Origin of the sequence: Nonomuraea sp. NPDC050547 (genome assembly GCF_044457345.1) — a bacterium.
Lineage (GTDB): Bacteria > Actinomycetota > Actinomycetes > Streptosporangiales > Streptosporangiaceae > Nonomuraea.
Genome location: NZ_JBITGW010000009.1, coordinates 204,587 through 231,274, shown reverse-complemented (window position 1 = coordinate 231,274; position 26,688 = coordinate 204,587). Strand labels below are relative to the sequence as shown.

At 68.6% G+C, this 26,688-nt stretch carries 28 protein-coding genes; 4 read left to right on the top strand and 24 right to left on the bottom strand.

The annotated features are described in order from the left end of the window. Positions 1-2: 2 nt before the first annotated feature. Positions 3-341, top strand: coding sequence for a hypothetical protein (locus ACIBHY_RS23710; RefSeq protein ID WP_397247674.1), 339 nt, complete (start codon positions 3-5; stop codon positions 339-341). On the opposite strand, the gene ACIBHY_RS23705 is transcribed toward ACIBHY_RS23710, so the two are convergent. The 17 genes from ACIBHY_RS23705 to ACIBHY_RS23625 all read right to left on the bottom strand — a co-directional run bounded on the left by ACIBHY_RS23705 (position 333) and on the right by ACIBHY_RS23625 (position 18,832). Further along, entirely contained in the window at positions 333-1,322 is a 990-nt protein-coding gene (locus ACIBHY_RS23705; protein ID WP_379638235.1) for a polyprenyl synthetase family protein, read from the bottom strand. The two genes, ACIBHY_RS23710 and ACIBHY_RS23705, sit on opposite strands and share 9 nt — an antisense overlap. An 8-nt stretch (positions 1,323-1,330) precedes the next feature. Beyond that, a complete protein-coding gene (nuoN, locus tag ACIBHY_RS23700) occupies positions 1,331-2,914 on the bottom strand; it encodes an NADH-quinone oxidoreductase subunit NuoN (protein WP_397247672.1) in 1,584 nt (527 codons plus the stop codon). Next, positions 2,911-4,470: an NADH-quinone oxidoreductase subunit M gene (locus ACIBHY_RS23695; protein WP_397247670.1), complete on the bottom strand. Its 1,560-nt coding sequence runs from the start codon at positions 4,468-4,470 to the stop codon at positions 2,911-2,913. The genes nuoN and ACIBHY_RS23695 overlap by 4 nt, the downstream gene beginning before the upstream one ends. Beyond that, positions 4,470-6,317, bottom strand: coding sequence for an NADH-quinone oxidoreductase subunit L (gene nuoL / locus ACIBHY_RS23690; protein ID WP_397247668.1), 1,848 nt, complete (start codon positions 6,315-6,317; stop codon positions 4,470-4,472). The genes ACIBHY_RS23695 and nuoL overlap by 1 nt, the downstream gene beginning before the upstream one ends. A gap of 70 nt (positions 6,318-6,387) precedes the next feature. Further along, positions 6,388-6,684: an NADH-quinone oxidoreductase subunit NuoK gene (gene nuoK, locus ACIBHY_RS23685; protein ID WP_184958585.1), complete on the bottom strand. Its 297-nt coding sequence runs from the start codon at positions 6,682-6,684 to the stop codon at positions 6,388-6,390. After that, on the bottom strand, positions 6,681-7,445 hold the full coding sequence (locus ACIBHY_RS23680; RefSeq protein WP_397247666.1) for an NADH-quinone oxidoreductase subunit J: 765 nt from the start codon (positions 7,443-7,445) through the stop codon (positions 6,681-6,683). Before ACIBHY_RS23680 ends, nuoK begins: the two co-directional genes overlap by 4 nt. Continuing rightward, complete coding sequence (gene nuoI / locus ACIBHY_RS23675) at positions 7,438-7,953, bottom strand: NADH-quinone oxidoreductase subunit NuoI (protein ID WP_090931991.1); 516 nt, start codon at positions 7,951-7,953, stop codon at positions 7,438-7,440. The genes ACIBHY_RS23680 and nuoI overlap by 8 nt, the downstream gene beginning before the upstream one ends. Then, positions 7,940-9,277, bottom strand: coding sequence for an NADH-quinone oxidoreductase subunit NuoH (nuoH, locus tag ACIBHY_RS23670; protein ID WP_397247664.1), 1,338 nt, complete (start codon positions 9,275-9,277; stop codon positions 7,940-7,942). Before nuoH ends, nuoI begins: the two co-directional genes overlap by 14 nt. Next, positions 9,274-11,649, bottom strand: a complete 2,376-nt coding sequence (locus ACIBHY_RS23665; protein ID WP_397247662.1) for an NADH-quinone oxidoreductase subunit G — start codon at positions 11,647-11,649, stop codon at positions 9,274-9,276. Before ACIBHY_RS23665 ends, nuoH begins: the two co-directional genes overlap by 4 nt. Further along, entirely contained in the window at positions 11,646-12,935 is a 1,290-nt protein-coding gene (nuoF, locus tag ACIBHY_RS23660; RefSeq protein WP_397247660.1) for an NADH-quinone oxidoreductase subunit NuoF, read from the bottom strand. The genes ACIBHY_RS23665 and nuoF overlap by 4 nt, the downstream gene beginning before the upstream one ends. Then, positions 12,932-13,588 (bottom strand): NADH-quinone oxidoreductase subunit NuoE, encoded by a 657-nt coding sequence (nuoE, locus tag ACIBHY_RS23655; protein ID WP_397247658.1) that lies wholly within the window; start codon positions 13,586-13,588, stop codon positions 12,932-12,934. Before nuoE ends, nuoF begins: the two co-directional genes overlap by 4 nt. Then, positions 13,585-14,910, bottom strand: coding sequence for an NADH-quinone oxidoreductase subunit D (locus ACIBHY_RS23650; RefSeq protein ID WP_397247656.1), 1,326 nt, complete (start codon positions 14,908-14,910; stop codon positions 13,585-13,587). Before ACIBHY_RS23650 ends, nuoE begins: the two co-directional genes overlap by 4 nt. A gap of 49 nt (positions 14,911-14,959) precedes the next feature. Next, a complete protein-coding gene (locus ACIBHY_RS23645) occupies positions 14,960-15,631 on the bottom strand; it encodes an NADH-quinone oxidoreductase subunit C (protein ID WP_397307714.1) in 672 nt (223 codons plus the stop codon). Continuing rightward, positions 15,628-16,179, bottom strand: a complete 552-nt coding sequence (locus ACIBHY_RS23640; protein WP_184958604.1) for an NADH-quinone oxidoreductase subunit B family protein — start codon at positions 16,177-16,179, stop codon at positions 15,628-15,630. The genes ACIBHY_RS23645 and ACIBHY_RS23640 overlap by 4 nt, the downstream gene beginning before the upstream one ends. A 2-nt stretch (positions 16,180-16,181) precedes the next feature. Continuing rightward, the gene (locus tag ACIBHY_RS23635; protein WP_184958606.1) at positions 16,182-16,577 is read right to left on the bottom strand and encodes an NADH-quinone oxidoreductase subunit A; all 396 of its coding nucleotides are present in this window, start codon (positions 16,575-16,577) and stop codon (positions 16,182-16,184) included. A 76-nt stretch (positions 16,578-16,653) separates the two neighbouring features. After that, the gene (locus ACIBHY_RS23630; protein ID WP_397247652.1) at positions 16,654-17,892 is read right to left on the bottom strand and encodes a geranylgeranyl reductase family protein; all 1,239 of its coding nucleotides are present in this window, start codon (positions 17,890-17,892) and stop codon (positions 16,654-16,656) included. Positions 17,893-18,112: 220 nt separating this feature from the next. After that, the gene (locus tag ACIBHY_RS23625) at positions 18,113-18,832 is read right to left on the bottom strand and encodes a demethylmenaquinone methyltransferase (protein ID WP_184958610.1); all 720 of its coding nucleotides are present in this window, start codon (positions 18,830-18,832) and stop codon (positions 18,113-18,115) included. A gap of 109 nt (positions 18,833-18,941) precedes the next feature. Between ACIBHY_RS23625 and ACIBHY_RS23620 the strand changes: the two genes are divergently transcribed. Next, on the top strand, positions 18,942-20,153 hold the full coding sequence (locus tag ACIBHY_RS23620) for a hypothetical protein (RefSeq protein WP_397307713.1): 1,212 nt from the start codon (positions 18,942-18,944) through the stop codon (positions 20,151-20,153). Here the strand turns inward: ACIBHY_RS23620 and ACIBHY_RS23615 are convergent. Further along, complete coding sequence (locus tag ACIBHY_RS23615; RefSeq protein ID WP_397247648.1) at positions 20,150-20,368, bottom strand: DUF4229 domain-containing protein; 219 nt, start codon at positions 20,366-20,368, stop codon at positions 20,150-20,152. The genes ACIBHY_RS23620 and ACIBHY_RS23615 overlap by 4 nt on opposite strands. 277 nt (positions 20,369-20,645) lie before the next feature. On the opposite strand from ACIBHY_RS23615, the gene ACIBHY_RS23610 reads away from it, so the two are divergent. Beyond that, complete coding sequence (locus ACIBHY_RS23610) at positions 20,646-20,867, top strand: BldC family transcriptional regulator (RefSeq protein ID WP_157248821.1); 222 nt, start codon at positions 20,646-20,648, stop codon at positions 20,865-20,867. Positions 20,868-21,120: 253 nt separating this feature from the next. Here the strand turns inward: ACIBHY_RS23610 and ACIBHY_RS23605 are convergent, their stop codons facing one another. Together ACIBHY_RS23605 and ACIBHY_RS23600 are read right to left on the bottom strand one after the other, a co-directional pair. Continuing rightward, entirely contained in the window at positions 21,121-21,363 is a 243-nt protein-coding gene (locus ACIBHY_RS23605) for a hypothetical protein (RefSeq protein WP_379625274.1), read from the bottom strand. A 10-nt stretch (positions 21,364-21,373) separates the two neighbouring features. After that, the gene (locus tag ACIBHY_RS23600; protein ID WP_397247646.1) at positions 21,374-22,420 is read right to left on the bottom strand and encodes a hypothetical protein; all 1,047 of its coding nucleotides are present in this window, start codon (positions 22,418-22,420) and stop codon (positions 21,374-21,376) included. A 130-nt stretch (positions 22,421-22,550) separates the two neighbouring features. Here ACIBHY_RS23600 and ACIBHY_RS23595 point away from each other — a divergent pair, with 130 nt between their 5' ends. Continuing rightward, positions 22,551-22,862, top strand: a complete 312-nt coding sequence (locus ACIBHY_RS23595) for a PLDc N-terminal domain-containing protein (protein WP_397247644.1) — start codon at positions 22,551-22,553, stop codon at positions 22,860-22,862. 10 nt (positions 22,863-22,872) lie between these two features. Here ACIBHY_RS23595 and ccsA read toward each other — a convergent pair whose 3' ends face one another. Genes ccsA through ACIBHY_RS23575 form a run of 4 tightly spaced genes read right to left on the bottom strand, consistent with a single transcriptional unit; the run spans position 22,873 to position 26,653 of the window. Further along, positions 22,873-23,820, bottom strand: coding sequence for a cytochrome c biogenesis protein CcsA (gene ccsA / locus ACIBHY_RS23590; protein ID WP_397307712.1), 948 nt, complete (start codon positions 23,818-23,820; stop codon positions 22,873-22,875). Then, positions 23,810-25,372 (bottom strand): cytochrome c biogenesis protein ResB, encoded by a 1,563-nt coding sequence (locus ACIBHY_RS23585; RefSeq protein WP_397307711.1) that lies wholly within the window; start codon positions 25,370-25,372, stop codon positions 23,810-23,812. Before ACIBHY_RS23585 ends, ccsA begins: the two co-directional genes overlap by 11 nt. After that, a complete protein-coding gene (locus tag ACIBHY_RS23580) occupies positions 25,372-26,094 on the bottom strand; it encodes a cytochrome c biogenesis CcdA family protein (protein WP_397307710.1) in 723 nt (240 codons plus the stop codon). The genes ACIBHY_RS23585 and ACIBHY_RS23580 overlap by 1 nt, the downstream gene beginning before the upstream one ends. Further along, positions 26,087-26,653: a TlpA family protein disulfide reductase gene (locus ACIBHY_RS23575; protein ID WP_397307709.1), complete on the bottom strand. Its 567-nt coding sequence runs from the start codon at positions 26,651-26,653 to the stop codon at positions 26,087-26,089. The genes ACIBHY_RS23580 and ACIBHY_RS23575 overlap by 8 nt, the downstream gene beginning before the upstream one ends. Between the last annotated feature and the right edge of the window lie 35 nt (positions 26,654-26,688).

Here is a 26,688-nt window from a genome sequence, read left to right as displayed (position 1 = left end):
CCGTGCTCGACGGCATCTACGCCGGCGACGAGCAGGTCTTCCGCTTCTATCCCGACGGTCTCGTCCTGGATGTTCTGGTACGGCCCGCCCCCACCCCCCGGAGTGGAGCCCTCATCGCCACCTGGCTCCGCCGGGAAGACCCACCGGCCGGCGTCCACACGGCCCGCTACACACGCGACGGCGGCGCGTACACCTTCGAGACCAGAGGCCATCTCAGAGACGAGCAGGTCGTCGTCCGGGCGACGAAGGCCAAGGACCATCTGGTCGTCGACCGCCGCGACGGCGGTCGACTACGCCGCAACCTCCGCTTTGATCGGATATATCCCGAAAAATCAGCCTGAGCGTTCCACCACGTAGTCGCACAAAGCGAGAAACGCGTCCTTCGCCGGAATGTTCGGCAGGCCCGACAGGTCGGCCCGCGCCCGGTCCACCCACGCGTCCAGTTCCGCACGGGCCTGAGCCATCGCCGGGTGCGCCCGCAGCAGCGTCAGCGCCTCCTCCAGGTCCTCCTCCGCCACCGGCCCCGACAGCAGCGTCTTGAGCCGCGAGTCCTCGGGCGAGGCCAGCAGGTAGAGCACCGGCAGCGTGCGGATGCCCTCGCGCAGGTCCGTCCCGGGCGTCTTGCCGGACTCCGACGAGGTCGAGGCCACGTCGAGCAGGTCGTCACCGAGCTGCCAGGCCACGCCGATCGCCTCGCAGGCCCGGCTCAGCCGCTCCTCCACGCCCGTGGGCGCGCCCGACAGCAGCGCCCCGAACCGCCCGGAGGCGGCGATGAGCGAGCCGGTCTTGTCGGCCAGCACGTTGATGTAGAAGGAGATCGGGTCGTCGCCGGGACGCGGGCCGATCGTCTCCCTGATCTGGCCCTGCACGAGCCGGGAGAACGTCTGCGCCTGGACCCTGATCAGGTCCGGGCCGAGGTCGGCCAGGAGGTCGGAGGCCTGGGCGAACAGGTAGTCGCCCGTCAGGATGGCCACGGTGTTGTCCCACCGGGCGTTGGCCGACGGGGAGCCGCGCCGTACCGGAGCCTCGTCCATGACGTCGTCGTGGTAGAGCGAGCCGAGGTGCGTCAGCTCGATCACCACCGCGCCCGGCACGACGCCGGGCGCGGACGGATCGCCGAACTGGGCCGCCAGCAGCAGCATCAGCGTGCGGAACCGCTTGCCGCCCGCCTCGATGAGGTGCTTGGACGCCTCCGTGACGAAGGCGTCCTCACTCTCGACCGACGAGCGCAGCAGTTTCTCGACCGCGTTCAGCCCACTGGCGATGTCCTGCGCCAACCGCTCATCCTCAATGGGCAGATCAACAACCGGTGGCGCGGACATAGGTACCCCTATCTAATGAACAGGCCGGACGCAGCCTGGTTGGCGATGTCGAGTGCGGGCTGCGGGAAAAGCCCGACTCCTACCGTAACCAGCAGCGCGACGCCGATGACCACCGCGGTGCCCATGCTGGGCGCGACCACGGTGGGGCCGTCGGCGGCAGGCTCGCTGAAGAACATCAGCACGATGACGCGGACGTAGAAGAAGGCCGCGATCGCCGAGGCGATGACACCCACGACGACCAGGCCGGTCATCCACGCGCCCATCGAGTCTCCGGTCTGCGTGCCACTGCTCACGGCAGCCGCGAACACGGCGTACTTCCCGAAGAACCCGCTGGTCAGAGGGATACCAGCGAAAGCCAGCAGGAAGAAAGCGAACACACCGGCAAGCAGCGGAGATCTCTTCCCGAGTCCGGCCCAGCGGGACAGATGACCCGCCTCGCCGCCGGGGTCGCGCACCATGGTGACCACGGCGAACGCGCCCACGGTGGTGAAGCCGTAGACCAGCAGGTAGAACAGGATCGCCGACAGCGAGGCGGCGTTCTTCTCCGCGGCCTCGAACGTCGCCATCACGCCGATGAGCAGGAAACCCGCGTGCGCGATCGAGGAGTAGGCCAGCATGCGCTTGATGTCGGTCTGCGTGATCGCCAGGATCGCACCGACGATCATCGTCAGCGCCGCGACCACCCACATGACCGGACGCCAGTCCCAGTCCAGGTTGCCCAGAGCCACCCAGAACACCCGCAGGACCGCGCCCATGGCCGCCACCAGCGTGCCGGAGGCCATCAGGGCGGTGACCGGCGTCGGGGCGCCCTGGTAGACGTCCGGCTTCCACGCGTGGAAGGGGGCCGCACCGATCTTGAAGAGCAGGCCCACGCCGAGCAGCGAGAGGCCGAGCAGCAGCAGCGGGTCCATGAGCGAGCCGGTGGACATCGACTGGCTGATACCGGGCAGGCTGACCGTGCCGGCGTAGCCGTAGATCATGGCCATGCCGTACAGGAAGAAGGCCGAGGAGAACGCGCCGAGCAGGAAGTACTTCAGCGAGGCCTCCTGCGACAGCAGGCGGCGCCGGCGGGCCAGGCCGCACAGCAGGTACAGCGGCAGCGACATGACCTCCAGGGCCACGAACATCACCAGCAGGTCATGCGAGGCCGCGAACAGCAGCATGCCGCCGACGGCGAAGAGCACCAGCGGGTAGACCTCGGTGTGCGCGCTACCGCTCGTCTCCGCCTCCTCCTCATCCGCACTCCCCGGTACGGCCGCCGCCGACGCGACGAAGTGCCCGTCGTCGTTGACCATCAGCACGGCGCCCAGCGAGAGCACCAGGATGACGCCCCAGATGAACAGCGAAGGACCGTCCACCGCGACGGCGCCCATCGCCGAGGCCGTGGTCGGCACGCCGCCCCTGGCCACCTGCACGATGACCAGCGCGAAGGCGCCGATCAGGCTCAGCAGCGAAAGCGGCACCTGGATGGACTTGCGCAGGTAGCGCGGCGCGAACGCCTCCACCAGGACGCCGATGCAGGCCGCGCCGAAGACGAGCAGCAGCGGCGCGAGCTGCCCGTACTCGATGGTCGGCGCCTCGAAGCCGTTCACTCTCCGGCCCCCTTCTCAGCGATGGCGGGGTTCTTGACGTCCACGTTGGTGAGCGTGTGCTGCACCGACGGGTTGATCACGTCGAGCAGCGGCTTCGGGAAGAAGCCGAACCCGATGATCAGGGCGACGAGCGGGGCGAGCACCACGACCTCGCGGACGTTGAGGTCCTTGAAGCCCTTGACGCCCTCGGCCGTCGGGCCGTTCAGCGCCCGCTGGACCATCCACAGGATGTAGACGGCGGCGAGGATGACCGCCACCGCGGAGACGATCGCCGCCACCGCGAGGGCGCCGGATCCGAACGCCTGGCTGGAGTACGTGCCGATCATCACCATGAACTCGCTGACGAACGACGACAGCCCCGGCAGCGACAGTCCGGCCAGACCGGCGATCAGGAAGAACCCGGCCAGGACCGGGGCGACCTTCTGCACGCCTCCGTAGTCGGCGATGTACGGCGAGCCGCGGCGGGAGATGAGGAAGCCCGCGACCAGGAACAGCGCGCCGGTGGCGAAGCCGTGGTTGACCATGTACAGGGCGGCGCCGGACTGCGCGACCTGGGACATCGCGAAGACGCCCATGACGATGAAGCCGAAGTGCGAGATCGAGGTGTAGGCGATCAGGCGCTTCATGTCCGTCTGCCCGATGGCCACGATCGCGCCGTAGATGATGCTGATCACCGCGAGCACCACGATCGGCATCGTGAACGCCTTGGCCGCCTCCGGGAAGAGCTCCAGGCAGAAGCGCAGCATGCCGAACGTGCCGACCTTGTCGAGCACGCCCACCAGCAGCACGGCCGCGCCCGCCGGAGCCTGGGCCGCCGCGTCGGGCAGCCAGGTGTGCACCGGCACCAGCGGAGCCTTGATGGCGAAGGCGATGAAGAATCCGGCGAACAGCCACTTCTGCGTGGCCGGGTCCTGGATGGCGCCGACGAGCTCGGGGAACATGAACGTGCCCTTGCCCGCCGCGAAGTACAGCCCGATGACCGCGACCAGCATGAGCAGGCCGCCGAACAGCGAGTACAGCAGGAACTTCACGGCCGCGTAGGACCGCTGGGCGCCGCCGTAGGAGCCGATCATGAAGTACATCGGGATCAGCATGGCTTCGAAGAAGATGTAGAAGAGGAAGATGTCGGTCGCCGCGAAGACGCCGATCATCATCGTCTCCAGCACCAGCAGCAGCGAGAAGTAGGTCTTGACCGACCTCTTCGGCGCGATGACCGTGCCGTCCGCAGTCTTCACGCCGTCGGCGTCGTTCCACGAGGCCAGCACCACGATCGGCACCAGCACCACGGACAGGGCGATCAGCACCAGCGCGATGCCGTCCACCCCGACGCCGAACTTGACCCCGAAGCTGGGGATCCAGTTGTACTCGGCCACGAACTGGAAGCGGTCGCCGCGCGGGCTGAACTGCACCGCCATGACGAGCGTCAGCACCATGACGACCAGGGAGACCAGCAGGGTCACCTGCTTGGCCAGCTTGTCGCTGCCCTTGGGAAGCAGGGCCACCACGACGGCGCCCAGCACGGGCACCGCCATGAGGATGGGAAGCCAGGGTGACATCAGATGTTCCCAACGAGGAGCAGGGCGCCGGCCAGGAGGGCCGCACCGAACAGGATGGACAGCGCGTACGTTCTGGCGAAGCCCGTCTGCAGCCGCCGCATGCGGCCCGAGGTCCCGCCGATCGCCGCCGCCAGCCCGTTGACCAGGCCGTCGACGCCGCGGTTGTCGAAGAAGACGGCGATCCTGGTCAGCCACTGGCCGGGGCGCATGAACAGCGACTCGTTGAGCGCGTCGCCGTACAGGTCGCGCCGGGCGAAGACGGTCAGGAACGAACCGCGCGGCGCCAGGACCGGAACCTCGGACTTGCCGTACTTGTACCAGGCGAAGCCCGCGCCCAGGGCGACGAGGGCCAGCGACGACAGCCCCACCGTGGTGGTGCTGAACAGGTGGAATTCGGGCAGCCGCTCAGGCAGGCCGACGGCCGGGGCGAGGAACTTCATGAACCGGTTGTCGCTGATCAGGTAGTAACCCAGGCCGATCGAGCCGAGCGACAGCAGGATCAGCGGCACCGTCATGACCGAGGGCGACTCGTGCGGGTGCGCGTCCTTGTCCCAGCGCTTCTCGCCGAAGAACGTCATGAAGATCATGCGGGACATGTAGAAGCCGGTGATGCCCGCGCCCAGCACGGCCAGCCAGCCCATCCACTGCCCGTGCTCCATGGCCGTCTCCATGATCCCGTCCTTGGTGTAGAACCCGGACAGGAACGGGAAGCCGATGATCGCCAGGTAGCCCACCATGAAGGTGGCGAAGGTGATCGGCATGAGCTTGCGCAGCCCGCCGTACTTCCTCATGTCGACCTCGTCGTTCATGGCGTGCATGACCGAACCGGCGCCGAGGAACATGTCGGCCTTGAAGAAGCCGTGCGCGATGAGGTGCGCGATCGCGAAGGCGTAGCCGGCGGGGCCGAGGGCGGCGCCGAGCATCATGTAGCCGATCTGCGACATCGTCGAGCCGGCCAGGCCCTTCTTGATGTCGTCCTTGGCGCAACCGATGATCGCACCGGCCAGCAGGGTCGCGACGCCGACGATGGCGACGACGAGCGAAGCCGTACTGGATGCCTCGAAGAACGCGCCCGAGCGGACCACCAGGTAGACGCCGGCGGTGACCATGGTGGCGGCGTGGATGAGGGCCGAGACCGGGGTCGGGCCCTCCATCGCGTCCAGAAGCCAGGACTGCAGCGGCAGCTGGGCCGACTTGCCGCACGCGCCGAGCAGCAGCAGGAGCCCGATCGCGGTCAGCGTGCCCGAGGAGGCCTCGCCCACCTTGCCCTGCAGGTCGCCGAAGGCGAGCGTGCCGAAGGAGGTCCAGATGATGAACATGCCGACCAGCAGGCCGAAGTCGCCGACGCGGTTGACGATGAACGCCTTCTTCGCCGCGACCGCGGCCGACGGCTTGAACTGCCAGAACCCGATGAGCAGGTAGGACGCGAGACCCACGCCCTCCCAGCCGATGAACAGCCCGACGTAGTTGTCGGACAGCACCAGCAGCAGCATCGCCGCGACGAACAGGTTCAGGTAGGCGAAGAACCGGCGCCGGTCGGGGTCGTGCGACATGTAGCCGATCGAGTAGATGTGGATCAGCGATCCGACACCCGTGATCAGCAGCGCGAAGCTGATCGACAGCGGGTCGATCAGCAGCCCCATGTCGACCATGCCGGGGATGAACTCATACAGGTGTACGGCCAGCCGCCGGTTCTCCTCGGGAAGCCCGAGCAACTCCACGAACCCGAGCACCGCCACGACGAACGAGGCGAGCGACATCGCCACGCCCAGCAGGTGTCCCCACTTGTTCGTGATCCGGCCGAGAACCAGCAGAATCGCGGCGCCGAGGAGTGGCAAGGCGATCATCAGCCATGACACACCGATCGCGCCGCTGCCGGCGAAATCGGCGATCTTAACGGGATCCACCAGTCACCCCTCAGTACTTCAGCAGGTTCGCGTCGTCCACGGACGCCGACCTGCGGGTTCGGAAGATCGTCACGATGATGGCCAGACCGACCACGACCTCGGCCGCGGCCACCACCATCACGAAGAACGCGATGATCTGGCCTTCGAGGTTGCCGTTCTGCCTGGCGAAGGTGACGAACGCGAGGTTGCAGGCGTTGAGCATCAGCTCCACGCACATGAACACCACGATCGCGTTACGCCTGATCAGCACACCGAGCGCGCCAATGGCGAAAATCAGCCCCGAGAGGATCAGGTACTGCGTCGTCACTTCGAGTCCTCCTCGACCTCGACCGAGTGCTTGATCGCCTCGGCGAGCTTCGGGTCGGCGGGCAGGTGGCCGTGCTCGACGTCGTAGCGCGCGATGTAGCGGTTGACCGACTTCTCGGAGACCGAGCCGTCGGGCAGCAGCGCCGGCATGTCGATGGCGTTGCTCCGGGCGTACGTGCCGGGGCCGGGCAGCGGCGAGGGCTGGTCGCCCTGGAACCGGGCGCGCGAGAGGTCCTTCTGCGTGGCCTTGGCGGTGAGCCGCTCGCGGTGGGCGAGGACCATCGCGCCGAGCGCCGCGGTGATCAGCAGCGCCGAGGTCACCTCGAAGGCGAACACGTGGCGGGTGAAGATCTGCCCGGCCAGCGAGCGGATGTAGCCGCCCTGACCGGTCGCCGCGGCCAGGCCCTTGGCGTTGCCGAAGACGGCGTTGCCGACGGCCAGGATGATCAGCGAGGCGAAGCCGAGCCCGGCGATCGCGGCCCAGAAGCGCTGCCCCTTCAACGTCTCCACGAAGGAGTCGGAGGAGTCGACGCCCACCAGCATGAGCACGAACAAGAAGAGCATCATGACGGCGCCGGTGTAGACGATGATCTGCACCGCGGCGAGGAACGGCGCGTCCTGCGCCGCGTACAGCACCGACAGGCAGAGCATGACGCCGCCCAGCATCAGCGCGGAGTAGACCGCCTTGCGGCTGAACACCACGCCCAGGGCCGCCGACACGGACACGACGGCGAGCACCCAGAAAGTGACTTGCTCACCCATTGGTCCGTCCCAGGCGGTAGTAGTCCTCTTCGGTCTCACCGAGCCGCATCGGGTGCGGCGGCTGCTCCATGCCCTGCGTCAGCGGTGCGAGCAGCATCTCCTTGGTGTAGATGAGGCTTTCACGGTTGGTGTCGGCCAGCTCGTACTCGTTGGTCATGGTGAGCGCGCGAGTCGGGCAAGCCTCGATGCAGAGACCGCACAGGATGCACCGCAGATAGTTGATCTGGTAGGTGCGCCCGTAGCGCTCGCCCGGGGAGAAACGCTCCTCCTCGGTGTTGTCCGCGCCCTCGACGTAGATCGCGTCGGCCGGACACGCCCATGCGCACAGCTCACAGCCGACGCACTTCTCCAGCCCGTCGGGCCAGCGGTTGAGCTGGTGGCGACCGTGGAAGCGAGGGGCCGTGGGCCGCTTCTCCTCCGGGTAGTTCACCGTGACGGGCTTCTTGAACATCGTGTGGAAGGTGACGCCGAAGCCCTTGACGGGGTTCAGCCAATCAGTTAGTCCCACTGGGAACCTCCTTGTGCTGCACCCCGTGGTAGTGCGGCAGATCGAGCGGCGGCACCGGGAATCCGCCGGCGGTCGGCTCGCGGTCCAGCTCCTCGAACTCCGCGGCGACCTTGGCCTTCTCGGCTTCCTTGCGGCGCTGGTTGACGGTGTCGAACCGGGCCCAGATGCCGAGCGCGCCGAGGACCACGACGGCGGTGATCGTCAGGACGACCGCCATGCTTCCCTCGAAGCCGGAGGTCGGACCCTCCTTGACGTACATGATCGCCCGGACCGAGGCCACGAGCATGATCCACGCCAGGTTCAGCGGGATGAGGACCTTCCAGCCCAGCGACATCAGCTGGTCGTAGCGGACACGCGGCAGCGAGGCCCGTACCCAGACCACGAAGGAGAAGACCAGGACGAACTTGATGAAGAACCAGAGCAGTCCCCACCAGCCCTCGTCCGGCAGGCCGAAGGGCGCCTGCCAGCCGCCCAGGAACAGCGTGATCGCCATCGCCGACGCGGTGAACGTGTGCAGGTACTCGCCCATCATGATCAGGGCGAACTTCAGCGAGGAGGAGTACTCGGTCTGGAACCCGCCGACCAGCTCGCCCTCGCCCTCGGGCAGGTCGAACGGGATACGGGCGGCCTCGCCGAAGCCACAGATCACGAAGATCAGGAAGGACGGCAGCAGCAGCACCACGTACCAGGAGGGCATCGGGATGCCCCAGAACTCCCCGCCCGTGGCCTGCGCCTTGACGATCTCCGACGTGGACAGCGTCCCCGCGAACAGGAACACGCCGACGAAGGACAGTCCCATGGCGATCTCGTAGGAGACCACCTGCGCCGCACTCCGCAAACCACCCAGCAGCGCGTACGGCGAGCGCGACGACCACCCGGCCAGCACGACGCCGTACACCGAGATGGCGCCCATGGCCAGCATGAACAGCACCGCGACCGGAAGGTCCACCAGTTGCAGCGGCGTCTGCACGCCGAACAGGTTGACCATGCCGGCGAACGGCGTGATCGAGAAGGCCAGGAACGCGGGGATCACCATGATGACCGGAGCCATCAGGTAGAGCGCCTTGTCCACGGTGTTCGGGAACAGGTCTTCCTTGAGGCCCATCTTCAGGCCGTCGGCCACCGACTGCAGCAGGCCGAACTTGCCCGCCCGGTTGGGGCCGATGCGGTTCTGCAGCTTGGAGATGAGCTTGCGCTCGTACCAGACGCCGAACAGGATCCCCAGCATCAGGAAGACGAAGAGCATCAGCGCCTTGACGATGGTGATCCAGAGCGGATCCTTGCCGAAGTCGGCCAGGGTCGGTTCCGTGGCGAGGAGGATCATGAAGCGCTCCCGATCGTGACGATGTCGCCGGACACCGCGCGCAGGTCGCGGGTGACCGAGCTGCCGCCGGAGTTCGCCGGCACCCACACCACACGGTCGGGCAGTTCGGCGATGCGCACCGGCAGCGTGATCGCGTCGCCGATGACGAGCTTGTCGCCGTCGCCCACGCCGATCTCGGCGGCGGTGCTCTCGGAGACCAGCGCCTCGGCCGCGCGGGAGGTGCCCGCGAGGTAGGGCTCGCCGTCCTGCATGCGGCCGTCGTCGAGCAGCAGGTGCCAGGTCGCCAGCAGCGCCTGACCCGCCTGCGGCGCCCCGGCGGCGCCGCCGCCGACGTTGGGCGCGGCCACGTGGCTGCCGCGCCAGGCGCCGACCGAGCCGAGCTCGCGGCGGGCGGCCTTGGCGTCGGGCAGACCCAGGTGCACGTCCAGACGGTCGGCCAGGTTGCCGATCACGTGGAGGTCGCTCTGCAGGCCGGGCACCCGGATGGGCGCCTCGAACGAGCGGCCGCGGCCCTCCCAGTTGACGAACGTGCCGGACTTCTCCTGCACGGCCGCGACGGGCAGCACCACGTCGGCGCGGTCGGTGACCGCGCTCGCGCGGATCTCCAGGCTGACGATGAACGGTGTGTTCTCCAGCGCGGCCAGTGCGGCGGCCGGGTCGGCCAGGTCGTAGGGGTCGACGCCGGCGATCACCAGCGCGTCGATCTCCTCGGCCCGCGCGGCGGCCAGGATGCCGTCGGTGTCGCGGCCCGGGGTGGCCGGCAGCGAGGCGACGTTCCACGCCCTGGCGATCTCCGCCCTGGCGCTCTCGTCCTCGACCGGACGGCCGATCGGCAGGAGGTTCGGCAGCGCGCCGGCCTCGATGGCGCCACGCTCGCCGGCCCTGCGCGGGATCCAGGCGACCTTGGCGCCGGAGGCGGCGCTCAGCCGTACCAGAGCCGACAGGGCGCCCGGGGCGGTGGCGAGCCGCTCGCCGGCGAGCACGATCGTGCCCTCGGCCAGCGTGCCGATGAGGTCGCCGATGGCTTCGGCCTCGGCACCGGGGGCGGTGCGGATGAGCGTGCCGCCCATCTTGGCCAGCCCCTTGGCGGCGAACGGCGCGATCGCGGTGACCTTCAGTCCGTGCTTCTTCCAGGCCTTGCGCAGGCGCAGGAAGACGATCGGCGACTCCTCCTCGGGCTCGAAGCCGACCAGGACGACGGCCGGGGCCTGCTCCAGGTCGGTGTAGGAGACCTCGATGCCCTTGCCGGCGACGGCGTGGGCGAGGAACTGGGTCTCCTCGGCCGAGTGCGGCCGGGCGCGGAAGTCGATGTCGTTGGTGCCGAGCGCGAGCCTGGCGAACTTGGAGTAGGCGTAGGCGTCCTCGACGGTCAGCCGGCCGCCGAGCAGGACACCGGTCCTGCCGCGGGCCGCGGCCAGGCCCTCGGCCGCGACGGCCAGCGCCTCGGGCCAGGAGGCCGGGACGAGCACGCCCTCCTCGTTGCGGACCAGCGGCGTCTTCAGCCGGTCGGGCTGCGTGGCGTAGGTGAACGCCCAGCGGCCCTTGTCGCAGTTCCACTCCTCGTTGACCTGCGGCTCGTCACCGGCCAGCCGGCGGGTGACCCGGCCGCGGCGGTGGTCGGTGCGCTGGGCGCACCCAGAGGCGCAGTGCTCGCAGACGCTCGGCGAGGAGACCAGGTCGAACGGCCGGGCGCGGAAGCGGTAGGCGGCACCGGTCAGCGCGCCCACCGGGCAGATCTGGACGGTGTTGCCCGAGAAGTAGGACTCGAACGGCTGGCCGTCGGCCACCCGTACCTGCTCCTTGGCCCCGCGCTCGAAGAAGTCGATGAACGGGTCGCCGGCGATCTGGTCGGAGAAGCGGATGCAGCGCGCGCACTGCACGCAGCGCTCGCGGTCGAGCAGCACCTGCGTCGAGAGCGGCAGCGGCTTGGGGAAGGTCCGCTTGTGCTCGTGGAAGCGGGACTCGCCCTGGCCGTTGGACATCGCCTGGTTCTGCAGGGGGCACTCGCCGCCCTTGTCGCAGACCGGGCAGTCGAGCGGGTGGTTGAGGAGCAGGAACTCCATGGCCGCCCGCTGCGCCTTCTCGGCCACCGGCGAGGTGAGCTGGGTCTGCACGACCATGCCCTGGGCGACCTCGATCGCGCAGGAGGGCTGCGGCTTGGGGAAGCCGCGGCCGTTGCCGGCGTCGGGGATGTCGACCAGGCACTGGCGGCAGTTGGCCGCCGGGTCGAGCAGCGGGTGGTCGCAGAACCTCGGGATCTGGATGCCCAGGAGCTCGGCGGCCCGGATGATCAGGGTGCCCTTGGGGACGCTGACCTGGAAGCCGTCGATGCTCAGGGTCACCAGGGAGGTTTCTACAGCGGTGGTCGTCACTGGTCACCCCAGACAGTGGACTTCTTCGCGTCGAACGGGCAGCCGCCGACCTCGAAGTGCTTGAGGTACTCGTCGCGGAAGTACTTCACCGACGAGTGGATCGGGCTGGCCGCGCCGTCGCCCAGGGCGCAGAAGGACCGGCCGAGGATGTTGTCCGCGATGTCGGTGATCGTGGACAGGTCCTCCTCGGTGCCCTGACCGGCTTCCAGGCGCTTGAGCACCTGCTTGAGCCAGTAGGTGCCCTCGCGGCAGGGCGTGCACTTGCCGCAGGACTCGTGGGCGTAGAACTCCGTCCAGCGCAGCACGGTCCTAACCACGCAGGTGGTCTCGTCGAAGATCTGCAGCGCGCGGGTGCCGAGCATCGAGCCCTTGAGGCCGACCTGCTCGAAGTCGAGCGGCACGTCCAGGTGCTCGGCGGTGAAGATCGGCGTGGAGGAGCCGCCCGGGGTCCAGAACTTGAGCTCGTGGCCCGCGCGGATCCCGCCGGCCATGTCGAGCAGTTCGCGCAGCGTGATGCCCAGCGGCGCCTCGAACTGGCCGGGCCGCGTGACGTGCCCGCTCAGCGAGAAGATGCCGAAGCCCTTCGACTTCTCCGTCCCCATCCCGGCGAACCAGTCGGCGCCGTTGGTGAGGATCGAGGGAACACTGGCGATCGACTCCACGTTGTTCACGACAGTAGGCGAGGCGTACAGGCCCGCCACGGCCGGGAACGGGGGCTTGAGCCGAGGTTGACCGCGACGCCCTTCGAGCGAGTCGAGCAGCGCCGTCTCCTCGCCGCAGATGTACGCCCCCGCGCCCGCGTGCACGACCAGGTCGAGGTCATACCCGGAGCCGAAGACGTCCTTGCCGAGGTAGCCCTTCTCGTACGCCTCGCGCACGGCCGCGTGCAGCCGGCGGATGACGTGGAGCACCTCGCCGCGTACGTAGATGAAGGCGTGGTTGGCGCGGATGGCGTAGGACGTGATGATGATGCCCTCGACCAGCGAGTGCGGGTTGGCCATCATCAGCGGGATGTCCTTGCAGGTGCCCGGCTCCGACTCGTCGGCGTTGACGACGAGGTAGTGGGGCTTGCCGTCACCCTGCGGGATGAAGCCCCACTTCATGCCGGTGGGGAAGCCCGCGCCGCCGCGACCGCGCAGGCCGGAGTCCTTGACGGCCTGGATGACCGCGTCGGGATCCATGCCGAGGGCCTTCTTCGCCGCCTCGTAGGGGCCGTAGCCCTCGAGCGTGAAGGAGTTGGGCTGGTCCCAGTTGGCGGTCAGGACCGGCGTCAGCGTAGTCGTCATGCCTCAGGGGCCTTCCATCCGTTGGCCTTGGCGACCTTGAGGCCCTCCAGCGAGGCGCCGGCGGCCGAGGGGCCGTCGCCCGCCAGCTCGTCGGGCAGCCCGGCGAGCACGCGCGAGGCCTCCTTGAAGGAGCAGAGCTTCTTCGGGCCGCGGGTCGGCGAGACGCTCTTGCCGTCACGCAGGTCGTCGACGAGCTGCTTGGCCGAGTCGGGCGTCTGGTTGTCGAAGAACTCCCAGTTGACCATCATGACCGGGGCGAAGTCGCAGGCCGCGTTGCACTCGATGCGCTCAAGCGAGACCTTGCCGTCGGCGGTCGCCTCTTCGTGACCGACGCCGACGTGCTCCGACAGCTCTTCCCAGATCTGGTCGCCGCCCATGACGGCGCACAGGGAGTTGATGCAGACGCCGACGTGGAAGTCTCCGGCCGGGCGGCGCTTGTACATGGTGTAGAACGTCGAGACGCCCACCACCTCGGCCTTGCTCAGGCCCAGGATCTCCGCGCAGAACTCGTGACCGTCGTCGGAGACGTAGCCCTCCTCCGACTGCACCAGGTGCAGCAGGGGCAGCAGCGCGGAACGAGTCTTCGGGTAGCGCCCGATGATCTCCTTCGCGTCCCGCTCAAGACGCTCGCGGACCTCCGGTGAATAACTCACCGGTCAACACCTCCCATAACCGGGTCGATAGAAGCCACCGCGGCGATCACGTCGGCGACCTGTCCGCCTTCCGTCATGGCGGGGAAGGCCTGCAGGTTCGTGAAGGAGGGCTCGCGGAAGTGCACGCGGTAAGGCCGGGTGCCGCCGTCGCTGACCACGTACGCGCCGAGCTCGCCCTTGGGCGACTCGATCGAGGCGTACGCCTGGCCGGCCGGCACCCGGAAGCCCTCGGTCACCAGCTTGAAGTGGTGGATCAGGGCTTCCATGGAGCTGCTCATGATGTGCGCGATGTGGTCGGGCGAGTTGCCGAAGCCGTCGGGGCCGAGCGCGAGCTGCGCCGGCCAGCCGATCTTCTTGTCCTCGATCATCACGGGCTTGCCCTTGAGCGGACCGGCGATCCGGTCGAGAGCCTGCTCGATGATCTTGAGGGACTCCTCCATCTCCTTCATGCGCACCAGGTAGCGGGAGTAGACGTCGCAGCCGCGCTCGGTGGCGACCTCGAAGTCGTAGGTCTCGTAGCCGCTGTAGGGCTGCGACTTGCGCAGGTCCCAGGGCAGGCCGGCGGCGCGCAGGATCGGGCCCGTGACGCCCATCGCCATGCAGCCGGTCAGGTCGAGGTAGCCGACGTCCCTGGTCCGGCGGACGTAGACGGGGTTCTCGTCGAGAAGCTTGCGGACGTCCTTGATCCGCTTGGGCATCTCCTTGAGGAACTCGCCCACCTTGTCCACGGCGCCCGCGGGCAGGTCGACGCTGACGCCGCCCGGCCGTACGTAGGCGTGGTTCATGCGCAGGCCGGTGATGTACTCGAACAGGTCCATGATCAGCTCGCGGTCGCGGTAGCCGAACAGGAACGGCGTCGTCGCGCCCAGCTCCATGCCGAACGTGCCCATCGCGACCAGGTGCGAGGCGATGCGGTTGAGCTCCATCATCATCACGCGGATCGCCTGGGCCCGCTCGGGGACCTGGTCGGTGATGCCGAGCAGCTTCTCCACGCCCATGCAGTACGCGGTCTCGTTGAAGATCGGCGCGAGGTAGTCCATGCGGGTCACGAACGTGGTCCCCTGGGTCCACGTCCGGTATTCCATGTTCTTCTCGATGCCGGTGTGCAGGTAGCCGATGACGCCGCGCGCCTCGGTGACCGTCTCACCGTCGAGGGTCAGGACCAGGCGGAGCACGCCGTGCGTGGACGGGTGCTGCGGGCCCATGTTGATGACCAGGCGCTCTTCCTCGGAGTCGCGCGCGCTGGTGACGACCTCGTCCCAGTCGCCGCCGCTGACCGAGTAGACCTTGCCCTCGGTCGCCTCGTCGTAGCCGGTGCTCACGAGTGATCCTCCCTTCGGTCGTCAACGCATGAAGCTCGACGCGGCTCGCTCATGCGTAGGACCTCCTCTCGTCCGGCGCGGGGATCGTGGCGCCGCGGTATTCGACCGGGATGCCGCCCAGCGGGTAGTCCTTGCGCTGCGGGTGACCGTCCCAGTCGTCCGGCATCATGATCCGCGTCAGCGCGGGGTGTCCGTCGTAGACGATGCCGAAGAAGTCGTACGCCTCGCGCTCGTGCCAGTCGTGCGTCGGGTAGACGCCGACCGACGACGGGATGTGCGGGTCGTCGTCCGGCGCGCAGGTCTCGACGCGCACCCGGGTGTTGTGCGTGATCGAGACCAGGTGGACGACCGAGTGAAGCTCCTCGCCCTGCAGGTGCGGGTAGTGCACGCCGGTCACGCCGAGCGACAGCTCGAAGCGCAGGCCGGCGTCGTCGCGCAGCTTCTGCAGGACCTCCACCAGGCGCTCGCGCTTGACGTGGAGGGTCAGCTCGCCCCTGTCGACGACGACGCGCTCGATGGCGTCGTCCAGGTCGAGGGTGTCGACCAGGGCGTCGAAGTAGCCGCCGAAGGGGCGGGGGGTGGACAGTTCGGGGGCCCGCCGTACGACGAGGCCGCCGTAGCCCGAGGTGTCGCCGGTGTCGTGGGCGCCGAACATGCCCTGCCGGGCGATCGGCGTCTGCGGCGGCTCGGTCCCCGGTACCTCGGGGAGGTTGTCGCTCACTTGCCCGCCCCCTGGTCGATCAGCGGAAGCGTACGCAGGGCCTGCAGTTCGAGCTCGTCGATCTGCTTCTTGCGGTGCGCGCCGAACTTCATGTTCTGGATCTTGTCGTGCAGCTTCACGATCGAGTCGATCAGCATCTCCGGCCGCGGCGGGCAGCCGGGCAGGTAGACGTCGACCGGGATGATGTGGTCCACGCCCTGCACGATGGCGTAGTTGTTGAACATGCCGCCGCTGGAGGCGCACACGCCCATGGAGATGACCCACTTGGGCTCGGCCATCTGGTCGTAGATCTGGCGCACGACCGGCGCCATCTTCTGCGACACGCGGCCGGCGACGATCATCAGGTCGGCCTGGCGGGGAGACGCCGAAGCGCGCTCCATGCCGAAGCGCGCCAGGTCGAAGTGGGGGCCACCGGTGGCCATCAGCTCGATGGCGCAACATGCGAGGCCGAACGTGGCCGGCCATACGGAGTTCTTGCGCGCCCAACCGGCGGCCTGCTCGACCGTGGTGAGGATGAACCCGCTGGGGAGTTTCTCTTCAAGTCCCATAATCAGTCCCAGTCCAGACCCTTGCGGCGCCACACGTACGCATAGGCGACAAGCACGGTGACGATGAACAGCACCATCTCGACCAGCGCGAACACCCCGAGGCCCGAGGCGATCACCTGGCCGTCGGCGCCCTTCAGCGGGGCGAAGGAGACCGCCCACGGATAAAGGAAGATGATCTCGATGTCGAACACGATGAACAGCATCGCGGTGATCATGTATTTCAGCGGGAAGCGTCCGCCACCGACAGGCTGGGGCGTCGGCTCGATGCCGCATTCGTAGGCGTCAAGCTTGGCGCGGTTCCAGCGCTTGGGACCGGTGAACGGAGCGACCGCGACCGAGAAGATCGCGAAGCCTCCCGCGAGAATGGCGAGCACCAGGATGGGCACATAAAGGTCCATCGCTACGCCTCCTCTTCTGTCGCAACGCGCGCGGGCGCGCAGTCTGACCTATAAGTTTGCCGGGTGGGTCTGCGGTTCATGCTGGTGGGGCGACCTTCGAGAGTGCGTTGATGATCCTGTCTGACGCATCGCCTCGCCGGTCGGTGAGATTACCAAGGAGTTTGAGCGCGAAGCGCATCAGCCTCGGGTGAGGCAGCCCGTGCCTCGTACCGAAGCTCATCACACCTGGCTTCCCGATCGCTTCGACGAACAATCTGCCCAAGGTGAAATATCCGCCATACGCGTCCTTGAGGACCTGCGGGTACGTGCGCAGGATACGTTCCTGCTGCGCGGGAGTGGTGCCGCGAAGCGCCTTCGCGATCACCTCGGCCGCGATCTCGCCCGTCTCCATGGCGTAGGCGATGCCCTCGCCGTTGAACGGATTGATGGCGCCGCCGGAGTCGCCGACGAGCACCAGGCCGCGGGTGTAGTGCGGCTGCCTGTTGAAGGCCATCGGCAGGGCCGCACCGCGGATCGGCCCCGTCATGTTCTCCTCGGTGAAGGCCCATTCGGCGGGCATGTTCCTGCACCACCGCTTGAGGAGTTCACGGTAGTCGATCTTGCCGAAGGCGTCACTGGTGTTGAGAAGGCCGAGCCCGACGTTGCTGGTGCCGTCGCCGACGGGGAAGATCCACCCGTAGCCCGGCAGCAGCGTGTCCTGGTCCCACAGTTCGAGCCACGTCTCGAGGTAGTCGTCGTCGTGGCGCGGGCTCTGGAAATAGGTGCGTACGGCCACGCCCATCGGACGGTCCTCGCGCTTGTGCAGCCCCATCCCGAGCGCCATGCGCGTGCTGTTCCCGTCGGCGGCGACCACGAGGCGGCTGCGGTAGGTCGCGCCGTCCTTGGTGGTGACACCGGTCACGTGCCCGCTGCGGTCGTCCAGGATCGGCCCGGTGACGTTGACGCCCTCCATGAGGCGTACCCCGGCCTTGACCGCGTGGGCGGCCATGATCTGGTCGAAGTCTTGGCGGGTGCGGACCAGGCTGAAGTCGGGGAAGCTGTCGAGCTGCGGCCAGTCGAGCTCGAAGCGGAGCCCGCCGCCGACGACCCGCAGACCCTTGTTCCTGATCCAGCCGGGCCCGTCGATGTCGACGCCCATGTTCTGCAGTTGCTTGACCGCGCGTGGGGTCAAGCCGTCTCCGCAGACCTTCTCCCTGGGGAAACGCGTCTTCTCCAGGAGGAGCACGTCCAGCCCTGCTCGGGCCAGGTAGAACGCGGTCGCGGAGCCTGAGGGACCGGCGCCGACGACGATGACGTCGGCGTCAACTGTGTTCATGGTCGCGCCCGCTCACCACTCGTTGGCATCGTGCCTCGCTCTCTCGTGGCGAGCTCCTGCGCTTGGCGTATGGCTGCTGGCACGGTCACTGGACTGTCCTGTCCTACACGCTCGAAGGCCGTGGGGTATGGCGCCTTCGTTCCTTTGTGAACCCCTTCACAAACTTGTCGGCCCGCAGTCTAACGCTTTTACGGGGCAAAGTGGCAGTCGGGGGGTTCGTTCATGAGGCGGGCTTGAAGCCGCGGTGCATGGCGACGATGCCGAGGCTCAAGTTGCGCCAGGCGACACGTTCCCAGCCGGCCTCCTGGATGATCCGCGCCAGCGACGGCTGGTCCGGCCAGTCTCTGATGGACTCGGCCAGATACTCGTAGGAGTCGTCGTTGGAGCCGAGGACCTTGGCCACCTTGGGCAGCATCTTCATCAGGTACTCGCGGTAGAAGAGGTCGAACGACTTGACGGTCACGTGCGAGAACTCCATGATCACCAACCGGCCGCCCGGCTTGGTGACGCGCAGCATCTCGCGCAGCGCCACCGGGGTGTCGTGCACGTTGCGCAGCGCCACCGAGATCGTCACCGCGTCGAAGCTGTCGTCGGCGAACGGCAGCCGCATCGCGTCACCCGCGACGAACGGGATCCCCGGGCCGCTGAGGGCGTTGCCTCCATGGCGGCGCACACCGGTCTGGAGCATGCCCAGCGAGAAGTCGGAGGCGATCGCCCGCGCGCCCAGCGTGGTGAAGCTGTCGGTGGAGGTGCCCGTCCCCGCGCCCAGGTCGAGGACCACCTCGCCGGGCCCCGCGTCCACGGCCGCGGCGACCGCCTTGCGCCAGTAGCGCACCTGACCGAACGAGATCACATCGTTGACGAGGTCATAGCGCCGGGCCGTGCGATCGAACATCGCGGCGACCTCGTGCGGCTGCTTGTCCAACTGAGCGCGGGTCATGCGGCAAGCCTATTGCCCCCGCCCGTAAGGCCCTCATCGCGTGTGCCCTATCCCGACAACCAACGGAAAGTAGCCACTCCATAACGCACCGTCTGCTAGAACTTGGCGAATGTTCGCGCGTGTCACCCTTGCAGCGGTCATCACGATGGCCCCTGTCACGCACACCCGCGTGGTGTCCGCCAACCCGGCCGACACCACCCCCCATGTCCTCGACGGCATCGTCAACACCATCGCCCTGGTGGGCGGCACGGTGGTGGTCGGCGGCTCGTTCAGCGAGGTAGCCGACGCGAGACGCACGACCACCTTCCCCCGGAGCAACCTCTTCGCCTTCGACCTGGCCACCGGCGCCGTCCTGACCGATTTCGCCCCCGACGTCGCCGGCCCGGTCCACGCCCTGGCCGCCGGCGCCGACGGCACCGTCTACGTCGGCGGCGACTTCCCGTCGGTCAACCGCACGCGGGCGCGCGCGCTGACCCGCCTGAGCCTGTCCGACGGCTCGACGGTACGCGGCTTCACCCCGCGCGTGTCCGGCGGCGCCGTGACCACGCTGGCCAGGCGCGGCGCCCACCTCTACACCGGCGGCGACTTCACCTCGCCGAGAACCGCCCTGGCCAGGCTCGACGCCACGACCGGCGCCGCCGACCCGCGCTTCGCCATCGAGCCCGGCCTGCCCCGCACCCCCAAGGTCAAGGTCCACGCGCTGGCCGCGAGCGCCGACCGGCTGGTGGTCGACGGCAGCTTCACCACGCTCGACGGCGAGCCGCGGCCCCAGCTGGGCGTGATCGACATCTCCACGGCGACGCCCCGGGTGGCCAACTGGCGCACGGCCGCGTACGAGCCGCGGTGCCAGGACGTCTTCCCCAGCTATGTACGCGGCCTCGACCTGTCACCCGGAGGCGACTATTTCGTGGTCGTCACGACCGGCGGCAACGGCGACCCGCGCCGCCTGTGCGACAGCGCGGCCAGGTTCGAGACCCACACCAGGAGCCAGCGCGTCAGGCCGACCTGGGTGAACCACACCGGCGGCGACTCGCTCTACTCGGTCGCGGCGACCGGCGCGGCCGTCTACGTGGGCGGGCATCAGCGCTGGATGAACAACCCGCGCGGCCGTGACTCGGCGGGGCCCGGCGCCGTGCCCAGAGAGGGCATCGCCGCCCTCGATCCGCGCACCGGAAAGGCGCTGGCGTGGAATCCGGGACGTGAACGCGGTATCGGCGTCAAGGCTTTTCTGGCGTACAGCCGTGGACTACTCGTTGGTAGTGACACAACTCGACTCGGACGGGAGTACCATGCCCGGATTGGCATGTTCCCTCTGCCCTAGTCGTCCTGCGGCTTAGGCCGGTTGATCTTGTCGCTGATGCGGGCGCTCATGGCGTCACGCTGCTTGGACAGCAGGACGTAGCTGGCCACACCGCTGATCAGGAAAGCCACCAGGATCAGCACCAGCGGATTTTGCAGTCCGAGCAAGTACAGGACACCGAGAGTCACGGTGAACAAGCCGATGCGCGACGCGGTGTAAACGAGAACGGGATGCACAGGTCAGAGGCTACTCGCTCCTGGTCGTGCCCCTGCGAGCCGTACCGGCTGCCGCTCTTCGCATCGGGCGCGAGCACTGCTACTGTTCCCAGTCAGGGTGTTTCGTAAAGAAACACCCACGAGAGCCCCAAAGAGGCTCTATCATATAACAATCGGGCAGTCAGCCGATAACAACCCGTGATCTTTGTCGAAAACCACGGATAAATCAGGCTTCGCTCGACACACTGGTTACCTGTCCGCCCGCTGGCAGGAAGCGGGATGCGAGGGGGAGAGATTGGTGGAGAGTAGCAGCGAGCGTCTGCTGACCCCAGGAGAGGTTGCCGCCCTCTTCCGGGTAGACCCAAAGACGGTTACACGCTGGGCTGCGGCAGGCCGCATCAGCAGTATCCGCACCCCCGGAGGGCACCGTCGCTTCCGCGAGTCGGAAGTGCACGCCCTTCTTAGAGGCGAGGATGTTCTTACGGCCGAACGGCCGGCAGGTGAGTCCCCGCGCGTTTGACGTTCCGTCAGGTCGGTGATCCTGCGCCGCAGGATCACCGCCACGGATCCCACAGGCACGCTCTTCTCGCCGGTACGGCCCGGCCCCCGTGGCCGAGGACCGAAACGAGCGCCCCACCCCGCGCTGAATCCCGGCACGCGTGCCCACGCCCTCTACGTACATTGCCCGGACGACCCGAACCACGACCCGGCCTCCACCCCTCAGGCCGTCGCGGTGACCACCACCCCCCGTCGGTCAGGGTTGTCCCCCGATGTCAGGCGTCCTCCTGCTCCGCCTTGAAGGCCAGGAACTCCTGTTCCAGCTCGTCGTTCTCCGCCGCCCAGCGCGCACGCCGCTCGGCCGCCTCTTCCTCGGTGCACGACTCCGGCAGCCATCGCTCGTAGTCGGGATCCCCGGGCTCCAGTTCCACATACGCGTTGCCGATGAGACGCCCGTCTTCACTGGTCAGGCTCTGCGGCACGCGCAGGGTCCCGTCAGCGAGCCGGATGACGTACATCGCTCATCACCTAGATTCCGTAGCGCCGGTTGAAGAACAACATGACGTCGAGGGCCATCCGCGTGTCACCGCCCAGCATGTCGACCAGCGCGGGACGCTGGCGCGAGGAGATCGCGGCGAAGGCGTCCGCGAAGAACTCCTTGCGGCCGAGCCCCCCGCCCTGCCGGTGGAAGGCGGAGGCCAGCATGGGAGCGGCCTTCTCGTAGAGTGCCACGAACTCGGGCAAGTCGGAGACCCAATCGCCATGCGGGGAGTCGATGTCGTCGAGGGCGTGGCCGACCTCGTGCATCATCACGTCGGGGGTGGGAGAAGGCCTATCGCCGACGACGATCTTGCGGTCGCCGTACGCGCCGGCGCAGATGTCCCAGGAGGCCTTGCCGGAGGGCAGGGGGGCGCCGCGCAGGTAGCCCATGTCGTCGAGGTCGGGGACGCCGCCGGCGCCCACGTAGATGCCTTCGAGCCCGATGGCGAGCTTGCGCTTCAGCCGTTCCGGCAGCCGGGCGAGGCTTTCCACGGCGCGCACGGCCTCCGGCGAGGGCGGACCGAGCCTGGCGTCCCACTGGCGGTGCAGGACGGCTTCCAGGTCGCCGCAGTGCCGTAAGCCGTCCGCCTGGACGGGCGCGTCGGGCCGGTTGGGCTGCGCGCGCGGCGGCAGGTCGGTGAGCTCGAAGTCGTGCCAGGTGTACTGCGGCCGCTCCACGACCGCGGCGGGCAGCCGCTCGCGCCGCCAGCCGGGCTCGTCGGCCCGCTCGGGTCGCCGCGCCTGCTCCGCCTCTTCCGCGCGCTCGACGCGCTCGCGTCTTCGGAACGGCCACACGCTCCGCTCGGCCTGCGGCTGTGCGCGGAAGGACGGCCCGTCTCCCCCGGCCGGCCGGTCCGCGCGCTTCCGCTCGGCCTCGCGGAAGCCCTCCGCGGGCGTGTCACGGGACCAGAACGAGCGGTCCGCCTCCGGCGGCGCGTCACCGCGGCGCGAGAAGAGGTAGGACCCGCGCCGCCACCAACGTCCACGTCGATGCCGGCCCTTGTCGCTGGAGAAGGCCATCTCACCCCTAGACACCCTGCCCATCAGGTGAAACCCCTCCGCCCCACCTGATCCGGTTCCACGGTACGCGGCCGATCTTCCCGAGTCATCCGAAATGGGACACCGAGCAAGCACGATCACGCCTCGGATGGCTTACAGTTCGGGCATGGCAGGTGTCCTGGTCACCCTGGCGGTGCTGGCTTTCTGGCTCTACTCCCTGTTCGACGTCATCACGACGCCGGAAGACGAGGTGCGGAACGTGCCAAAGACCCTCTGGGTGCTCGTCATCATCCTCGTCCCCGTGGTGGGCGGGCTTCTGTGGTTCCTGCTCGGCAGGCCCACCCGTGGCGCCGCCGAGGACGGTCCCCCGCGCATGCCGCGGCGCCCGGCGCCGCCGCGCCAGGATCCGCCCAAGGGACCGGAGGACGACCCGGAGTTCCTGCGCGACCTCGACAAGCGGATGCGCGGGGAGGAGTGAGCGTCCGCGGCTAGTTGCCGACGTCGGCGTAGCTGTGCATGCCGCCGAGGAAGATGTTGACGCCGACCAGGTTGAACATCAGACAGGCGAAGGCGACGAGCTGCACGATCGTGGCGGCCCTGCCGCGCCAGCCGGCCGTGACCCTGGCGTGCAGGTAGGCGGCGTAGGCCACCCACGTGATGAACGACCAGACCTCCTTGGGGTCCCAGCCCCAGTAGCGCCCCCACGCCTTGTCGGCCCACAGCGCGCCGGCGATCACCGCGAAGGTCCAGACGGGGAAGGCCACGACGATCGCACGGTGCGCGACCCGCTCCAGGTCGGAGCGGGTGGGCAGGCGTGAGAGGCCGTCGCCGCGGATGAGGTAGAGCACGCCGGCCGCGCCGGCCACGATGAACAGGCCGCTGGCCAGGATCGCGGCGGAGACGTGGATGGCGATCCAGTAGGAGTTGAGCGCGGGCACCACGGGACCGGCGGCGGTGTAGAGGAACTTCACCGCGGCGCCGAGCCCGAGCACCGCCACGACCATGACGAACGGGCCGAGGAAGCGCACGTTGGCGCGCAGCTGCGTGGCCAGGAACGCGGTCACGGCGGCCAGGCAGATGGCGACCACGAACTCGTACATGTTGCCCCAGGGCCAGCGCTCCACCGCCAGCCCGCGGGTGACGATGGCGGCGGCGTTGGCCCCCCAGCCGACCCAGGCCAGGGCCATCCCCACCTTGCCCGCGGTGCCCGCCCAGGCGGGCGGCTCGGGCTCGGCGGGAACCGCGATCTGGTCGGGAGCCTCGTCCTGCGGGGCGCCGACGGTCGCGGGCTGCTTGACGCGGCCCTTGGCGGGCGCGTCGGTACGGGCCTTGCCGTAGGCCAGCTCCAGAGCGAAGCCGATCATGGCGGCGAGGTAGAGGAGCACGGCGCCGACGACGAGCTGGTCGCTCGCCTCGGCCAGTACTTCAGCGGACATCCTTGTCTCCAGCTGATAGGACCTTGACGATGTCGGCGAACTCCTCGGTGAAGCCCGCGGCGGAACCCTCGGTACGGGTGAGGCCGCCCACCTCTGCCGCGCCGTCCTTGACCCGGACGAACACGCGGCGGCGGCGGATCACCAGCGAGAACACGATGGACACGGTGGCGAGACCGGCGGCGAGCAGGGCGGGCACGCGGCCGGGATCGTAGGCGATCTGGAGCGTCATCCACTCCTTGACCTCGACGAACTCCAGCTTGCCGAGTCCGTCGGGCAGGTCGAACGACTGGCCGGGGGCCAGCGGCTCGGGTGCCGTGGAGCCCATGACCAGCGGCTTGAGCTTCTTCATGACGTCGGGCGGCGCCAGCTCGTACACCGACTGGGGTCGTCCCGAGCGCACTCCGAAGTCGCCCGTGAAGGCGCCGAGGACCTGAACCCTCGGCATGAGGTCGCCGGGGAAGCTGGAGGTGAAGCCGCCGCCCTGGGCCGGCGCGATGGTCGGCAGGAAGCGCATGAGGAAGCCGAGCTGACCCGGCTGGGCGTCGGGCGCCTTGAGCACGCAGCCGGAGACCCGGGTGGCCGGGAACTCGATCAGGCATGGGACCGCGCCCTCGAAGGCGACCTGGCCCTTGCCGTCGGTGATGCGGAAGAACGGCGCGTAGCCGTTGCCGATCAGGTAGGTCTGGGTGCCGTTGATCTCCAGCGGCTCGTTGACCTTCAGCTCGTAGTCGCGCTTGGGCGCGCCGGGCGCGTCGCTGACCTTGAGGTGGGCCGAGAAGTCGAGCGGCTGGCCGACCTTCGTCGGGTCGCCGCCGACCTGGTAGGAGGCCTTGAACTCGTCGAGCGTGAAGGAGAACGGCTCCAGCGACTCGGCCGAGACCCGGTTGCCCGGCATGAACCGGTCGTAGGCGGCGACGGTGTTGGCGAAGCCCTCGTCCTCCACGACCAGCACGTTGCCCCGGTAGCCGAACACCGCGCCGATGCCCACGGCGACCAGCAGGCCGAGCAGGGAGATGTGGAAGAGCAGGTTGCCGGTCTCGCGCAGGAAGCCCTTCTCGGCCGAGACCCAGCCGTCGCCGGTCTCGACGCGGAAGCGCAGCTTGCGCAGCCGTCGGGCGGCCACCTCCACGGTGAGCTCCCCGTCGAGGACCGTGTGGTGGGGCAGGCGCGACAGGTGGCGGGGCGCGGCCGGCGGCTTGCGCCGCAGTTCCTTGAAGTACGTCGTGGTCCGCGGCACGATGCAGCCGACCAGCGAGGCGAACAGCAGCAGGTAGATCGCGGCGAACCAGACCGAGTTGAAGACGTCGAAGAGCTGGAAGCGCTCGTACCACTCGGCGCGGACCGGGTCGTTGATGTAGATCTGCGCGACCTTGTCCGGCTCGACGCCGCGCTGCGGGATCAGCGAGCCGGGGATCGAGCCCAACGCGAACAAGAACAGCAGGAGCAGCGCCGTCTTCATCGAGGTGAGCGTGCGCCACGTCCAGCGCAGCCAGGCCACCGGGCCGAACCCGGGCGGCTTGGGCGCCTGCTTCTCCATCTCCTGAACGGCCATCAGATCACCGGCTGGAATCCGCCGATGAGCCCCTGCAGGCTCGCGATCATCTGTCCCCACAACCCGGTGACGAGAAGGACTCCGACGGCGACCATCATGCCCCCGCCGATGCGGGTGATGAGCTGGGAGTGCTTACGGATCGCCGCGAACGTCCGCAGCGCCCTGCTGTACGCCAGCGCCGCCACGACGAACGGCAGCCCGAGCCCCAGCGCGTAGAAGACGGCCAGGGTCGCGCCGCGCGCCGCACTGCCCTCGTTCAGCCCGAGCGCGAGCACGACGGCCAGCGTCGGGCCGATGCACGGCGTCCAGCCGAGCCCGAACACGATGCCGAGCAGCGGCGCCCCCGCCAGCCCGGCGGCGGGCTTGCGGTGGATGCGCACGTCCCGCATGAAACCCGGTACGAGGCCGAGGAAGGCCAGCCCGAGCACGATCGTCAGCACCCCGAGCACCCGCGTGATCACCTGGGCGTTGCCGAGCACCAGCGAGCCGAGCCCGCCGAACAGCGCCCCGCTGAGCACGAACACCACCGCGAACCCGGCCACGAACAGCACGGTGCCCAGCACCAGCCGCCCGCGCTTGGGGTCGGCGCTCATCCCGGTCACGTACGACAGGTAGCCCGGCACCAGCGGCAGCACGCACGGCGACAGGAACGACACGATCCCGGCGAGCACCGCGATCGGCACGGCCAGCAGCAGCGACCCCGAGGCCACGACCTCATTCATCGCGGACCTTGGTGACGGTGTTCATCAGGTCGGTGAACTTCACCGCGCCCAGCGCCCTGGCCGCGATCCTGCCCTGCTTGTCGATGATCAGCGTGGACGGGATGGCCGCCGGCGGCACGGTGCCCTGGAAGGACAGCGCCACCTCGCCGGGCTGGTCGAAGATGCTCGGGTAGCCGGACTGCTCGGTGCGCTCGAACGCGATCGCGTCGGCCTTGCGGTCCTTGAAGTCGATGCCGAGGAACTCCACGCCACTGGCCTTGGTCTTGGCCGCGACGTCCTTGAGCACCGGTGCCTCGGCCCGGCAGGGCCCGCACCAGGAAGCCCAGAAGTTGATCACCACGACCTTGCCCTTGTGCCCGGCCAGCGAGGCGGTGCCGCCGTCGAGCGTCGGCCCTTCGACGGCGGGGGCGGGCTTGCGCTCGGCGGCGGGGAAGATCTGCATCTTCCCGTCGCCGGCGATGAAGCGGGTGTCACCGGCCTGCGGCTGGCCGCTCTGGTTGCCCGCGCACCCCGCGACCAGGACAGTCAGCAGGGCGAGGGAGAGGGACGTCGCGCGCACGGGAGGATGATCTCCTTGTACTACAACCGGTAGAG

What these genes read in the sequence shown, in the direction of transcription:
- nuoL (WP_397247668.1), bottom strand. Translation starts at nt 6,317, where the DNA reads ATGATCGCCTTGCCACTCCTCGGCGCCGCGATTCTGCTGGTTCTCGGC.
- ACIBHY_RS23635 (WP_184958606.1), bottom strand. Translation starts at nt 16,577, where the DNA reads ATGGACCTTTATGTGCCCATCCTGGTGCTCGCCATTCTCGCGGGAGGC.
- ACIBHY_RS23620 (WP_397307713.1), top strand. Translation starts at nt 18,942, where the DNA reads ATGTTCGCGCGTGTCACCCTTGCAGCGGTCATCACGATGGCCCCTGTC.
- ACIBHY_RS23705 (WP_379638235.1), bottom strand. Translation starts at nt 1,322, where the DNA reads ATGTCCGCGCCACCGGTTGTTGATCTGCCCATTGAGGATGAGCGGTTG.
- ACIBHY_RS23680 (WP_397247666.1), bottom strand. Translation starts at nt 7,445, where the DNA reads ATGGGTGAGCAAGTCACTTTCTGGGTGCTCGCCGTCGTGTCCGTGTCG.
- ACIBHY_RS23595 (WP_397247644.1), top strand. Translation starts at nt 22,551, where the DNA reads ATGGCAGGTGTCCTGGTCACCCTGGCGGTGCTGGCTTTCTGGCTCTAC.
- ACIBHY_RS23605 (WP_379625274.1), bottom strand. Translation starts at nt 21,363, where the DNA reads ATGTACGTCATCCGGCTCGCTGACGGGACCCTGCGCGTGCCGCAGAGC.
- nuoH (WP_397247664.1), bottom strand. Translation starts at nt 9,277, where the DNA reads ATGATCCTCCTCGCCACGGAACCGACCCTGGCCGACTTCGGCAAGGAT.
- ACIBHY_RS23585 (WP_397307711.1), bottom strand. Translation starts at nt 25,372, where the DNA reads ATGGCCGTTCAGGAGATGGAGAAGCAGGCGCCCAAGCCGCCCGGGTTC.
- ACIBHY_RS23695 (WP_397247670.1), bottom strand. Translation starts at nt 4,470, where the DNA reads ATGTCACCCTGGCTTCCCATCCTCATGGCGGTGCCCGTGCTGGGCGCC.
- ACIBHY_RS23630 (WP_397247652.1), bottom strand. Translation starts at nt 17,892, where the DNA reads ATGAACACAGTTGACGCCGACGTCATCGTCGTCGGCGCCGGTCCCTCA.
- ccsA (WP_397307712.1), bottom strand. Translation starts at nt 23,820, where the DNA reads ATGTCCGCTGAAGTACTGGCCGAGGCGAGCGACCAGCTCGTCGTCGGC.
- ACIBHY_RS23640 (WP_184958604.1), bottom strand. Translation starts at nt 16,179, where the DNA reads ATGGGACTTGAAGAGAAACTCCCCAGCGGGTTCATCCTCACCACGGTC.
- ACIBHY_RS23580 (WP_397307710.1), bottom strand. Translation starts at nt 26,094, where the DNA reads ATGAATGAGGTCGTGGCCTCGGGGTCGCTGCTGCTGGCCGTGCCGATC.
- nuoF (WP_397247660.1), bottom strand. Translation starts at nt 12,935, where the DNA reads ATGACGACTACGCTGACGCCGGTCCTGACCGCCAACTGGGACCAGCCC.
- ACIBHY_RS23625 (WP_184958610.1), bottom strand. Translation starts at nt 18,832, where the DNA reads ATGACCCGCGCTCAGTTGGACAAGCAGCCGCACGAGGTCGCCGCGATG.